This window comes from Pantoea sp. X-Soil-MYKO-1785 (genome assembly GCF_059730675.1).
The window spans coordinates 1,325,729-1,338,127 of the sequence record NZ_AP036000.1; the positions used below are offsets into that span (position 1 = coordinate 1,325,729).

12 protein-coding genes are annotated in these 12,399 nt (G+C 54.6%); 6 read left to right on the forward strand and 6 right to left on the reverse strand.

Annotated features, from left to right (window positions below):
* Positions 1 to 53: 53 nt before the first annotated feature.
* The 5 genes from glnQ to rhtA form a co-directional block, all read right to left on the reverse strand.
* The gene (gene glnQ / locus AC6I8D_RS06160; RefSeq protein WP_312052844.1) at positions 54 to 776 is read right to left on the reverse strand and encodes a glutamine ABC transporter ATP-binding protein GlnQ; all 723 of its coding nucleotides are present in this window, start codon (positions 774 to 776) and stop codon (positions 54 to 56) included.
* Positions 773 to 1,432 carry a glutamine ABC transporter permease GlnP gene (gene glnP, locus AC6I8D_RS06165; RefSeq protein ID WP_031377032.1) on the reverse strand — a complete coding sequence of 220 codons (660 nt, stop codon included), beginning with the start codon at positions 1,430 to 1,432 and terminating at the stop codon, positions 773 to 775. The genes glnQ and glnP overlap by 4 nt, the downstream gene beginning before the upstream one ends.
* A gap of 78 nt (positions 1,433 to 1,510) precedes the next feature.
* Positions 1,511 to 2,257, reverse strand: coding sequence for a glutamine ABC transporter substrate-binding protein GlnH (gene glnH / locus AC6I8D_RS06170; protein ID WP_031377031.1), 747 nt, complete (start codon positions 2,255 to 2,257; stop codon positions 1,511 to 1,513).
* A gap of 328 nt (positions 2,258 to 2,585) precedes the next feature.
* Entirely contained in the window at positions 2,586 to 3,089 is a 504-nt protein-coding gene (gene dps, locus AC6I8D_RS06175) for a DNA starvation/stationary phase protection protein Dps (RefSeq protein ID WP_312052842.1), read from the reverse strand.
* Between the two features lie 325 nt (positions 3,090 to 3,414).
* Positions 3,415 to 4,329, reverse strand: coding sequence for a threonine/homoserine exporter RhtA (gene rhtA, locus AC6I8D_RS06180; RefSeq protein ID WP_497819801.1), 915 nt, complete (start codon positions 4,327 to 4,329; stop codon positions 3,415 to 3,417).
* Positions 4,330 to 4,697: 368 nt separating this feature from the next.
* On the opposite strand from rhtA, the gene ompX reads away from it, so the two are divergent.
* The gene (gene ompX / locus AC6I8D_RS06185) at positions 4,698 to 5,210 is read left to right on the forward strand and encodes an outer membrane protein OmpX (protein WP_031377028.1); all 513 of its coding nucleotides are present in this window, start codon (positions 4,698 to 4,700) and stop codon (positions 5,208 to 5,210) included.
* A 424-nt stretch (positions 5,211 to 5,634) separates the two neighbouring features.
* On the opposite strand, the gene AC6I8D_RS06190 is transcribed toward ompX, so the two are convergent.
* Positions 5,635 to 5,826: a hypothetical protein gene (locus AC6I8D_RS06190; RefSeq protein WP_031377027.1), complete on the reverse strand. Its 192-nt coding sequence runs from the start codon at positions 5,824 to 5,826 to the stop codon at positions 5,635 to 5,637.
* A 258-nt stretch (positions 5,827 to 6,084) separates the two neighbouring features.
* Between AC6I8D_RS06190 and mntR the strand changes: the two genes are divergently transcribed.
* From mntR to AC6I8D_RS06215, 5 genes are all read left to right on the forward strand, one after another.
* Positions 6,085 to 6,543, forward strand: coding sequence for a manganese-binding transcriptional regulator MntR (gene mntR, locus AC6I8D_RS06195; protein WP_312052837.1), 459 nt, complete (start codon positions 6,085 to 6,087; stop codon positions 6,541 to 6,543).
* 21 nt (positions 6,544 to 6,564) lie between these two features.
* Positions 6,565 to 7,674 (forward strand): SLC13 family permease, encoded by a 1,110-nt coding sequence (locus AC6I8D_RS06200; protein ID WP_497819802.1) that lies wholly within the window; start codon positions 6,565 to 6,567, stop codon positions 7,672 to 7,674.
* Positions 7,675 to 7,826: 152 nt separating this feature from the next.
* Positions 7,827 to 8,972, forward strand: a complete 1,146-nt coding sequence (locus tag AC6I8D_RS06205) for an HlyD family secretion protein (protein ID WP_312756404.1) — start codon at positions 7,827 to 7,829, stop codon at positions 8,970 to 8,972.
* Positions 8,969 to 10,537 carry a DHA2 family efflux MFS transporter permease subunit gene (locus AC6I8D_RS06210; RefSeq protein WP_312052834.1) on the forward strand — a complete coding sequence of 523 codons (1,569 nt, stop codon included), beginning with the start codon at positions 8,969 to 8,971 and terminating at the stop codon, positions 10,535 to 10,537. The genes AC6I8D_RS06205 and AC6I8D_RS06210 overlap by 4 nt, the downstream gene beginning before the upstream one ends.
* Position 10,538: 1 nt before the next feature.
* A complete protein-coding gene (locus AC6I8D_RS06215) occupies positions 10,539 to 12,071 on the forward strand; it encodes an efflux transporter outer membrane subunit (protein WP_312756406.1) in 1,533 nt (510 codons plus the stop codon).
* The last annotated feature ends 328 nt before the right edge of the window (positions 12,072 to 12,399 follow it).

A 12,399-nucleotide genomic window follows, 5' to 3' on the forward strand; every position in this document is an offset into this window, starting at 1 on the left:
CGGCAGGGCGGAGCAGGCAGGAAAAGCGGGCCGGCAGGGCGGCCCGCTGGCGATCAGGAAACGTGCTGCAGGAATTCGCGCAGACGATCGCTGGGTGGATTGCTGATCAGGCTGTCCGGATCGCCATCCTCCGCGATACGGCCTTTGTCGATGAAGATCAGACGCGACGCGACCTTCTGCGCGAAGCCTACTTCATGGGTCACGATCACCATCGTCATGCCTTCTTCGGCCAGGTCCTGCATCACTTTTAACACTTCGTGACGCAGTTCCGGGTCCAGCGCCGAGGTAGGCTCATCGAACAGCATCATTTTGGGTTTCACCGCCAGCGCCCGGGCAATCGCCACCCGCTGCTGCTGACCACCGGAAAGCTCGGACGGGAAGTGATGTGCGCGCTCGGCCAGCCCCACTTTGCCCAGCAGCTCTTTCGCCAGCTGACGCGCCGCCTCTTTGCTGGCACCGCGCACCCGGATCGGACCAAACGCCACGTTATCCAGCGCGCTCATCTGTGGGAACAGGTGAAACTGCTGGAAAACCATGCCCGCTTCCTGACGGATCAGGCGGTCATCCACTTTCGGATCGTTGACCCGCAGACCGTCGACAATCAGCTCGCCGCTGGTGATCTCTTCCAGCTTGTTAATGCAGCGCAGCAGGGTCGATTTGCCCGAGCCGGACGGCCCGATAATCACCACCACTTCGCCCTGATTGATCTTCAGGTCAATATTATGCAGCACCTGGGTCTGGCCAAAATGCTTCGAGACATCTTTAAATTCAATCACAGGATTTTCACCCTTTTCTCAACACGGCGCAGCACAAAGCTCAGCACCAGCGTAATCACCAGATAGATGATCGCGACGGCGCTCCAGATCTCCAGAGCGCGGAAGTTACCGGCGATAATCTCCTGACCCTGACGCGTCAGTTCAGCGACGCCGATAACGATAAACAGCGAAGTATCTTTGATGCTGACAATCCACTGGTTACCCAGCGGTGGCAACATGCGGCGCAGTGCCAGCGGCATAATCACATAGCGCAGCGTTTCGCGGCTCGACAGGCCAAGCGCCAGGCCCGCTTCGCGGAAGCCTTTGTTGATCGACAGCACCGCACCGCGGGTAATTTCCGCAATGTAGGCGCCGGAGTTAATCATAATGGTCACTACCGCCGCGCTGAACGGATCGATACGCAGGTCGGGGAAGGCCATCGGCAGGGCGAAATAGATAAACATCACCTGCACCACAATCGGGGTGCCGCGGATGATCTCAATAAACACCAGCGCAATGTTGTTGGTGATCCAGCCACCGTAAGCACGGGCGAAACCGGCCACCAGGCCGATAATTAACCCGCCAACCAGGCCAATGATTGAGATGATTAAGGTCATCTTTGCGCCTTCAAGCAGCGCTGGCATGGCGGGCCAGATGACGCTCCAGTCAAACTCCATGGTGTGACTCCAGATATGTTGCGATGGAAAAAAGCAGGGAAAAGCTTCCCTGCTGAAAGTTAACGCGGCTGCAAATTGTTATTTAGGTTCGGTACCGAACCATTTTTTATACAGCTGATTGTAGGTGCCGTTCTCTTTGATAGTTTTCAGCGCGCCGTTCACTTTTTCACGTAAATCGTCGCTGCCTTTCGGGAAGGCGATGCCGTACTGCTGCGCTTCAATTGACTCGCCTACCGCTTTGAAGCGGCCTTTACCGGCGGTATTGATGAAGTAGAGGATGTTTGGCGTATCGTGCAGGACCGCGTCAGCGCGGTTGGTACCAAGTTCCATGTAGGCGTTGTCGATGTTCGGGAACTGACGCAGGTCTTTGGTTTTAATGTTGGCTTTGGCGTAATCAACCGAGCCGGTGCCGCTTTTCACGGCGACCACTTTACCGCTGAGATCGCTGATGCCTTTGATGTCGTTCTCATTGTTACGCACCATCACCAGCAGGCCGCTTTTGTAATAGCCATCAGAAAACTCGATAGCCTTTTTACGCTCTTCGGTAATGGTAATCCCTGCCAGCGCCAGATCGACGTTGCGGGTCTGCAGTGCCGGGATAATGCCGCTGAAATCCATCGGCTTGAGGGTGTAATCGAGTTTCAGTTGTTTAGCAATTGCGTCCCACAGATCAACGTCGAAGCCGACATATTTGTCGCCCTGTTTGAACTCAAAAGGAACGAAGGCGGTGTCAGTGGCAACCACCAGTTTCTTTTCTGCTGCAGTGGAAGAGAGGGAGAAGGCCAGCGCCAGCGCGGCCACAGAAACTTTTAACAGTGACTTCATCATTTTTCCTTATTACTACCAGGCGGCAGGGCCTGTGTTTGCGGCTTGTCATATGAAAGAATTATGCCAACTTTGCAAAATACACCAAATCAGTGGGTTAAATAACCCAGCTGACACGATTTTGCAGGAATATCTGCCTATGCACCATTTTGGTGACCCTAATTGGTGCAAGTTGCTGTTTTGGTGCAATCGGTAGTGTGCCTCAGTTGTTAAGGCTGTGAAGCGAAGGAGGGAAGAACTGTTAACAGGGTCATAAAATTGCGCTATTACAGACGTAAAAAAGGCGGGTCTCCCCGCCGTTTTTGTCTCATTGATGAATCAATGGCTGTTATTCAATGTTGGCTTCGATAAACCACAGGAATTTATCCAGGTCACGTGAAGCAGCAGTAAAGATGTCAGCAGTATCTTCATCTTTAACTTCTGAAATCGCTTTACGGGTGTCGTTAGCGACAACGCTGTAACGATCGGCCAGCGCTTTCAGGTGGTCCTGCACGCTATGGATGTTAAGCGGATAGCTTTTCAGTGGGGTTTTATCATTAACTACCTGCGCGGTACCCAGCGCAACGCCACCCAGCTGGACAACGCGCTCAGCGATGGTGTCCTGATGATCGGTAATGGCAGTACGGAAGCCGTCCAGCATTTCGTGAACACCAATGAAATTAGCCCCACGCATGTTCCAGTGGGCCTGTTTGGTGATCAAAGACAGATCGATAAATTCGACAACCAGACGGTTCAACACCTCAATGGTGGCTTTTTTCTCATCATCTGCCACATCGTTACGGGTGTAAATCAGGTCGGAAGATTTAGTTTTAACCAATTTAGCGGTACTCATCGTTTCAGTCCTCTCTTTGATGGTTGTCCTAATCAAGTACCGGATAAGTATAGCAGCGGTTTTCAGCTTTGCATTAACGGCTGTGTCGATGGCTGAAATAGCGCATATCTTCAACGCTGGCAGCGCTTTCAAGCAAAAGTTAATGCCATGTTAAAATAAAATTTCTGGTTAAAACCATTCTAAATCAATAGGTTAAATTCTTATGTAAATAACAGATAAGCGACTGTTTCAAAATACGAAAGTCAGTAGGTTGATTTAGTTAAGAATAATTATCAGGTTGATTGTGATTGTTATTTAAGCGGATGAGAAAAATCCTGTTAATCGCTTATTTAGTTCCGCTGCTGTTAATTTCCACTTCGCTTAGCTGAGTCTTTTTAGGCTTCATGGTGAGGGTGGAGCCCGCTGAAGCAATGATGATTGCCAGCAGCGCCAGCCACTGCAGCGGCGTCAGCGTTTCGCCGAGAAACAGCATGCCGGAAAAAGCCGCCATCGCCGGCTCCAGGCTCATCAGCGTGCCAAAGATGCGCGCCGGTAAGCGCGTCAGGGCGATCATCTCAAGGGAATAGGGGATCGCGCTGGAGAGTAATGCCACCAACAGCGCCACTGGCAGCACACCCCAGTGCCAGATGCCGCTTTCGGCAAACGTCAGGCCGAGCGGAACAAAAATAATCGATGCGATCAGCGAGCCAATCGCCACCGTGGCAGGGCCGTGTTCTGCTCCCGCACGCTGGCCAGCCAGAATATAGATCGCCCAGCAGGCACCTGCGCCCACCGCCAGCGCGGCACCCAGCGGGTCGATAGATACCATGCCCGCCCCGAACGGCAGCAGAAAAGCTAATCCCACCACTGCCAGCAGTACCCAGACAAAATCGAGCAGGCGGCGCGATCCGAATAGCGCCAGCGCCAGCGGACCGGTAAACTCCAGTGCTACCGCCACGCCGAGCGGCACGGTACGAATAGCCAGATAGAACATAAAATTCATCGCGCCGAGCGCCAGCCCGTACATCAACAGCGGCATACGCTGTTCGCGGCTGAAGCGTAAGCGCCATGGCTTGAAGATCAGGCAGAGAATCAGAGTGCCGAAGCCGAGACGCAGGGCAGTAATGCCGGTTGCGCCGACGCTCGGGAACAGGGTTTTAGCCAGAGAGGCGCCGCCCTGCAGCGATAACATCGCTATCAGCAGCACGGCGATCGGTAATAAGACGGGCGCAAGGCTTTTTTGAACTGAAGAGGCAGACATCCTGTATACATTTCCTGGTCATAAGCGCGGTGAGTCAGTCAGTGTAAAGGAAATGGTGAACAAAAAAATGACAGAGTGGCGTTTAAATTTGCGTTAACTGCACAAATTCTGGCCAGATTCAGGGCCATTTTGGTAAAGAAACGTCAGGATTTTTTAGGATTTAACTTAAAGACCGAAAAGATGAAAAAAAAATTATTGCAGCAGGATGACGGTTTTTATAAGAAAAATGAATGACATAGGATGTTGCATTAACTTTCTGTTACACCAAACATTCTGTTAGACAACAAAATGCGGGCAGAGTTTCTCGCTATTTTTTGTTATATTTTCAGCGTTGTCAGGAGAGAAGTATTTTCACATTTGAGGTGGTTATGAAAAAAATTGCATGTCTTTCAGCATTAGCCTGTGTACTGGCAGTATCTGCAGGTTCAGCAATGGCACAGAGCACCGTGACTGGTGGTTACGCTCAGAGCGATTACCAGGGCGTGGCTAACAAAGCTAACGGCTTCAACCTGAAATACCGCTATGAAGACGGTTCAAACCCACTGGGTTGGATTGGCTCATTCACCTACACCGAAAAAGATCGTACCGAAGATGGCTTTTACAACAAAGGTCAATACTACGGCATCACTGGTGGTCCTGCTTACCGTCTGAACGACTGGGCAAGCATCTACGGTGTTGTGGGTATCGGCTATGGTAAATTCCAGCAGAACGACACCGCTTCACGTGACAAATCTGATAGCAGCGACGTAGGTTTCTCATACGGCGCTGGTATGCAGTTCAACCCAATCGAAAACGTTGCACTGGACGTGGGCTACGAGCAGAGCCGCATCCGTAACGTTGACGTTGGCACCTGGATTGCTGGCGTAGGTTACAGCTTCTAAGTTTAGCTTAGACGACCTGCCAAAAAACGGCCCTTTATGGGCCGTTTTTTATTGCGCGCTTTCCAGCATTCTTCGCCGAAGAGGGGCGTTCTGCCCGTTTAACGCGGTGAGCGATGAGCGGCACTGGCGCAACGCCACAGGGCAAATCTGGCCCGATGTGACGTGATGTGCCAGCAGATCAGCCAGCAAAAGGGTCTGGATGCAGGTTATCTCACCTCAATAGCACTCAACGACGCGACGATGACGGGCAGAGAAGGTGCTTCTAAGCGAACGCACGCTGAAGCGCATCACAACGGAGGTTAAGATAAGCTGCGGTGAGTATTATCTGAGAGGTACATTACCTGAGTGGAGCAATCCATGAGGGGGAAGGGAAGTGGCCCTCCAGTGATTCACTGAAAGGCGCTGTAAACCGGCCGGTGAAGAATTATCCGCGCCAGATCAGATTCTGACAGCGACGATCTTCAGGCTTTTTGCCGAGTAATTTTTCAATCAACATCAGACGCAGTGTGAATGGGGAACGCGTCAGCAGGCACAGCCAGGATTTCATCTCCGTGGTTGTTCTCTTTTCAGCCTGGAAGCATTTGCTGCAGTCTAAACAGCATTTCAGGGTGCTCATAGAATCACCTCCCAATCAGTATCGATGTAAAAGTAAGCAGAGTCCGGCGACGTAACCCATAAACAACAACAGTAACAGATAGGGATCGATCATGATCTTCACCATCGGCTGCTTACATTATCAACAAATATAGCATTGGCTATATCATTTAGCCAAGGCTAATGACGAAAAATTTGAGCTTCTTTGCACCTGGTTTACAATGAGCCCAGCTACATCCGTACGGCAGTGACAGTACGGACATAATAAAGAGGAAGCTGAATGAGTCGTCGTGCCAAAAGCGTGGTTTCTGCCCCGCAAGGACCACTGAAAGATATTGAAGAGCATGTCGAGGGTTTTCGGCAGGTGCGCGAAGCGCATCGTCGTGAATTAATTGATGACTACGTTGAGTTAATCTCTGATTTGATTGGTGAATTTGGCGAAGCGCGTCAGGTTGATATGGCGGCGCGATTGGGCGTTTCCCAGCCAACGGTGGCAAAAATGCTGAAACGTCTCGGCAGCGCCGGGCTGGTTGAGCAGGTGCCTTATCGCGGCGTCTTTCTCACCGGCGAAGGAGAGAAGCTGGCTGAGGAGAGCCGTGCCCGTCATCACATCGTTGAAACTTTCCTGCTGGCATTGGGAATCAGTCCGGAAACCGCCCGCCGTGATTCTGAAGGTATTGAGCATCACGTCAGTGATGAAACCCTGGCCGTCTTCCAGAAATTCTGTGAAACCCGTTAACTTTTAAGGCTCAACGCCATCATGCCGCAGCTGTTTCGATCTTTTTTGCATGACTCGATTTTGCATTTACTCGTCGTTATTGGTGTGGTTCTGGCATTTCTGGCTGACTTTCGCTGGCCGGATCTGCCGGGTGCGGTGGACTGGCACACCATTATTACTCTCACCGGGTTGCTGATCCTGACCAAAGGTCTGGAAACCAGCGGTTATTTTGATGTGCTGGGTGGGCGGCTCATCGCTCGCTTTCGGCATGAACGCGCGCTGGCGCTGTTTATGGTGCTGGCGGCAGCGCTGCTTTCAACTTTTCTGACCAATGATGTGGCGCTGTTCATTCTGGTGCCGCTGACCCTGACGTTGCGTAAGTTTTCGCGCTTACCGATCTCCCGGCTAATTATCTTTGAAGCGCTGGCGGTTAACGCCGGATCGCTGCTGACACCGGTCGGCAATCCGCAAAACATTCTGTTATGGAGTCACGGCTCGCTCAGCGTGGCGGGCTTTATCGTGCAGATGCTGCCTCTCGCGGTCTGGCTGCTGCTCAGCCTGGTGGTGTTAACCTGGTTTAGCTTTTCGAAGCGCACCATTGAGAAGCACGACAATCCGCAACAGCCGCAGTGGCAGAAGCCGCTGTTTGTGGTCAGCGTGCTGCTCTATCTGCTGTTTATCGCCGGGCTGGAGTGGCAGCTGACCGGCTGGGTGCTGCTGTTGATCATCGCCAGCTTCCTGCTGATAGCGCGCCCGGTGTTACTGCGCATCGACTGGAGTTTGCTGACGGTGTTTATCGCCATGTTTATCGACGTCTGGCTGCTGACGCGCCTGCCGGTAATGCAGGCGCACTTTGATGCGATCACTCATTTCGGTCAGGGACAGCTTTACCTGCTGGCGATTGGACTGTCACAGGTGATCAGCAACGTGCCGGCGACGATTCTGCTGCTGCAAAAAGTTCCGCCGTCTGAGGTGCTCGCCTGGGCGGTGAATATCGGTGGCTTCGGCCTGTTGCCCGGCTCGCTCGCCAACCTGATCGCTTTACGAATGGCGCAGGATCGTGCGGTCTGGTGGCGTTTCCATCTCTTCTCTCTGCCCCTGCTCGGCTGGTCAATGGCCAGCGGCTGGCTGTTGCTGCAGCTGCTCAAATAACTCCCCCTCCATCCTGCTGCCGATCCCAGGTAGCAGGATGTGCGCCTTTCCTCAGCTTAAGTAAAGTTATGCTGGATTTTGTCAATTTTCGATCTAAGGTTAACGGGACCTTTTATGCCCGGGAATTAGGGCCTTAGCCAGTGATGGGAACTATGAGCGAGAACAACCAACGCGATCCACACCAGCAGGACGCAGAGAATGCGCCGGATAAGAACAGTCAGCCTGATGATAATCAGGATAATGACCAGCAGCCCGAACGCAAACGCCCCGGTAAAAAGCCGTTGATCATTCTGGCCGTTGTGGTGGTGGTGATGCTGATTGTCGGATTCTGGTTCTGGTTCTCAACCCGTAACCAGGAGACCACCGATGACGCCTTTACCGAAGGCGATGCGGTGACGATTGCCCCGAAGGCTTCCGGTTATGTGGTTAAGCTGCTGGTTAAAGATAACCAGCGAGTGAAGAAGGGCGATCTGCTGGTTGAAATCGATCCCAGCGACAATCAGGCGCAGCGCGATCAGGCCAAAGCTCAACTCGGCCTGGCGGTCGCGCAGCTGCACCAGGCGCAGGCGCAACTGGCGCTGTCGCGGGTACAGTATCCGGCCCAGCGCGATCAGGCGTTAGCCGATCAGGCCAAAGCGGAAGCAAATCTGCTTAACGCGCAGGCCGATTACCGTCGCCAGCGCGGCGTCGATCCACGCGCCACCAGCCAGCGCAATATTGACACCGCAGCGGCGCAGTTACGTTCTGCTCAGGCCCAGTTGCAGAGCGCGAAAGCGCAGGTGGAAGTAGCGTCGCAGGTGCAGTTACAGATTCGCCAGCAGGAAACCAACGTTGAAGCGCGTCAGCAACAGGTTGAACAGGCCAGAGCGCAGCTCAACACCGCCGATCTTAATCTCTCCTACACCCAGGTGCGCGCTCCGTACGACGGCTTTGTCACCAAGCGTAATGTGCAGCCCGGCACGCTGGTCCAGGCCGGATCTGCGCTGTTCTCGCTGGTGTCACCGGATATCTGGATTACCGCCAACTTCAAAGAGTCGCAGCTTGAGCGCATGAACCCGGGCGACAAAGTGGCGATTACCGTTGATGCCTGGCCAGATATGAAGCTGGAAGGGCACGTCGACAGTATTCAGATGGGCTCCGGTTCACGCTTCTCCACCTTTCCATCAGAAAATGCCACCGGAAACTACGTCAAAATTGTGCAGCGCGTACCGGTCAAAATCGTGATTGATAAAGGTCTCGACCCAAATCATCCGCTGCCGCTCGGCCTGTCGGTTGAACCGAAGGTGACGGTGGAATGAGTGCTCCGCAGAGCTGGAAACCGGCCAGCAATCCGTGGCTGGTCGCGGTCACGGTCACCCTGGCGGTGTTCATGGAGATCCTCGACACCACGATTGTCAACGTGGCGCTGCCGCACATCGCCGGTTCGCTCTCCTCCAGTTATGACGAGTCAACCTGGGTGCTGACTTCCTATCTGGTGGCAAACGGCATTGTGCTGCCGATCTCCGCCTTTTTCAGCCGACTGTTTGGCCGTAAGCAGTTTTTCCTGATCTGTATTGTGATGTTCACCATCTGCTCTTTCCTGTGCGGCATCGCCACCGAGCTATGGCAAATTATTCTGTTCCGCGTGCTGCAGGGATTTTTTGGTGGCGGCTTACAGCCGGTGCAGCAGTCGGTGCTGCTGGACTATTTTAAGGCGGAAGATCGCGGTAAGGCGTTTGGTCTCTCCTCCATCGCCATCATCGTGGCGCCGGTGATCGGACCCACGCTGGGTGGCTGGATCACTGATAATTACAGCTGGCGCTGGGTGTTCTTTATTAACATTCCGGTTGGCGTGCTCACCGTGCTGGCGATCTATCAGCTGCTGGAAGATCCGCCGTGGGAGCGCAAATGGGCCAAGGGCAAACTGAAGATCGATTACATCGGTATCAGCCTAATCACCCTTGGGCTCGGCTGTCTGCAGGTGATGCTGGATCGCGGTGAAGACGAAGACTGGTTCGCCTCGCACTTCATTGTGCTGTTCGCCATTCTGGCGGTGATCGGGATTGTCGGGGCGGTTTACTGGCTGATGTATGCCCGCAAGCCGGTGGTCGATATTCTGGTGATGAAAGACCGCAACTTCTGGGTTGCCGGGCTGCTGATGGCCGGAATGGCAATGATCCTGTACGGCAGCTCGGTGGTTCTGCCGCAGCTGGCGCAGCAGGATCTGGGCTATACCGCCACCTGGTCCGGTCTGGTGCTGTCACCCGGGGCGGTGCTGATCGTGCTGACCATCCCGCTGGTGCTGAAACTGATGCCGATAGTGCAGACGCGCTACATCATCGCGTTTGGTTTCAGCTGTCTGGCGGTGGCATTCCTCTACTCATCGACCCTGACACCCGATGTGGATTTCACCACCCTGGTGCTGATGCGCAGCGCGCAGTCTATCGGGCTCGGTTTCCTGTTCGTGCCGCTCACCACTATCGCGTTCGTCACCATTCCGCAGCGGCTCAATGCTGACGCCTCGGCGCTGTTTACCATGTTCCGCAACGTCGCGGGTTCGATTGGCATTTCATTGTCGACCGCTGCCATCACCGAACGTGAGCAGGTGCGTTCGGCGCATATGGTGCATAACATGTCGCCGCTTAACGAGCAGTTCAACATCACGGTGCAGCACTGGGCGCAGGCGATTCGCGACTTTACCTCAGCGGTAGGCGATCCGATTACCCTGGCAAGCGGTCAGCTCTATCAGGAGATGATCGCCCAGTCGCGCATTCTCGCTTATATCGATGTCTTCTCAGGCCTGAGTATTGTCGCCCTGATTTTGATTCCATTTTGTTGGCTGCTGTCGCCGATTAAGAGCGAAGGCAGTGCAGGAGCACACTGACATGAAGGTTATTTATTCTCGCGGCCTGAAACCGTTGAGCCTGTTAACGCTGGCCCTTTCGCTGGCCGGTTGTGCCGTCGGGCCAGATTATCAGGCGCCGAAACCGGCGGTGCCCGGCAGCTACAACAGCCTGGACTCGCAGGAAGCGTCTAAGCCGCAGAGTGCAGCGATCAACTCCCGCTGGTGGCGCAGCTTCAACGATCCGCAACTCGACAGCCTGATCGCCCGCGCAATTGAAGGCAACCTGACGCTGCAACAGGCGGTGCTGCGCATTGCCGGCGCACGTGAGCAGCTGAGCCAGGCGCAAGGCGGTCTGTTTCCGAGCCTCAATGGTTCGGCCAAAGTCAACCGCCAGCAGCTCGGGCTGGAAGGCTTGCTGAAGGCCAATGGTGCCACCGATCAGCTCGACAGCAACGTCGCCAGCCAGCTTAATGGGCTGACCCAGCCGGTGACCCTCTATCAGGGCAGTTTCGATGCCAGCTGGGAACTCGACCTGTGGGGCAAAGTGCGCCGTCAGGTTGAATCTGCTAATGCCCAGCAGCAGGCGGCGATTGAGCAGCGCAACGATGCGCTGGTGTCGCTGGAAGCGGAAGTGGCGCGTGCCTGGCTGCAACTGCGTGGCGCGCAAAGTACTCTACAGACGCTGCAGCAGCAGATTGATGTGGCGCAGCAGACCACCGAACTGACCCAGAGCCAGCAACGTAACGGACTGGCACCGTTAACCGATGTGGAAAATGCCCGCGCCCAGCTCAGTAGCCTGCAGGCGCAGCTGCCGCAGTATCAGGCGCAGGCGCGTCAGGCGATGAATGGCTTAGCGGTGCTGCTGGGCAAAACGCCGGGCTCGCTGGATGCGGAACTGAGTGCGCCGAAAGCGCTGCCGCCACTGCCGCAGTTTGTCCCGGTGGGAATCCCTTCTACGCTGGCGCGACGTCGTCCTGACATCCGCCAGGCGGAAGCGACGCTGCATGCGCAGACGGCGGAGATTGGTGTTTCTGTCGCGCAGCTGTTCCCGAGCCTGTCACTGACCGGCCAGCTGGGCGTGCGCAACACTGACGTCAGTTATCTCGATAACTGGAGCAGTCACTTCTACAGCTACGGCCCGTCATTATCGATTCCGATTTTCCAGGGCGGACGGCTGGTGTCGAGCGTCAAACTGGCGCGGGCGCAGCAAGCCAGTGCCGCACTCGACTATCGTCAGACGGTGCTGACTGCCTTACAGGACGTGGAGAATGCGCTGGTTAGCTATCGCGCCGATCAGCAGCGGGTCACCGCGCTGGACCAGACCACCGGTTCGCTGCAGCGCGCCTTTGATCTGGCCAGTGACAGCTACCGTCAGGGACTCTCAACTTTCCTCGAGGTGCTGGATGCGCAGCGTCAGCTGGCGCAGGCCGAAGAGCAGGCTACCCAGGCGCGGATGCAGAGCGCACTGGATTTAGTCGCGTTGTACAAAGCGCTGGGCGGCGGCTGGGAAACCTACCAGAACGTCGAGCTGCCGCAATATTCAGTCTTTGGTCCGGCGACAGAGGTAAATTAACCGGCAGGCGGTGGCAGAAAATCGGCTGCCACCGCCGCACTATTGTCACTAACGCCGCTGGCTCAGGCGATTATTATCCCCCACACTTTGCCGTTCTCTGCGTGATAACCCGTTGAATAGTCACTGTTCACTTCCATTTTTCTGCCCGTAAACCGGTGCAAATAAAACAGGATAAATGTCAGGGTTTTTATTCAGCTTAGCCGCTGTTGCGCGTCGGCTATTATTTATCTGAACAGAATAAATAGCGTTAGCGACGGCCGGCTGGCCGCGCAGACTTTCTCTGTTTTTATTCACAGTCACCTTTATCAACGTCGGGTGCCAGTCTGCT

Coding starts and splice junctions, on each gene's coding strand:
- glnP (WP_031377032.1), bottom strand. CDS start 1,432: ATGGAGTTTGACTGGAGCGTCATCTGGCCCGCCATGCCAGCGCTGCTT.
- glnH (WP_031377031.1), bottom strand. CDS start 2,257: ATGAAGTCACTGTTAAAAGTTTCTGTGGCCGCGCTGGCGCTGGCCTTC.
- dps (WP_312052842.1), bottom strand. CDS start 3,089: ATGAGTACCGCTAAATTGGTTAAAACTAAATCTTCCGACCTGATTTAC.
- rhtA (WP_497819801.1), bottom strand. CDS start 4,329: ATGTCTGCCTCTTCAGTTCAAAAAAGCCTTGCGCCCGTCTTATTACCG.
- ompX (WP_031377028.1), top strand. CDS start 4,698: ATGAAAAAAATTGCATGTCTTTCAGCATTAGCCTGTGTACTGGCAGTA.
- AC6I8D_RS06190 (WP_031377027.1), bottom strand. CDS start 5,826: ATGAGCACCCTGAAATGCTGTTTAGACTGCAGCAAATGCTTCCAGGCT.
- mntR (WP_312052837.1), top strand. CDS start 6,085: ATGAGTCGTCGTGCCAAAAGCGTGGTTTCTGCCCCGCAAGGACCACTG.
- AC6I8D_RS06200 (WP_497819802.1), top strand. CDS start 6,565: ATGCCGCAGCTGTTTCGATCTTTTTTGCATGACTCGATTTTGCATTTA.
- AC6I8D_RS06205 (WP_312756404.1), top strand. CDS start 7,827: ATGAGCGAGAACAACCAACGCGATCCACACCAGCAGGACGCAGAGAAT.
- AC6I8D_RS06210 (WP_312052834.1), top strand. CDS start 8,969: ATGAGTGCTCCGCAGAGCTGGAAACCGGCCAGCAATCCGTGGCTGGTC.
- AC6I8D_RS06215 (WP_312756406.1), top strand. CDS start 10,539: ATGAAGGTTATTTATTCTCGCGGCCTGAAACCGTTGAGCCTGTTAACG.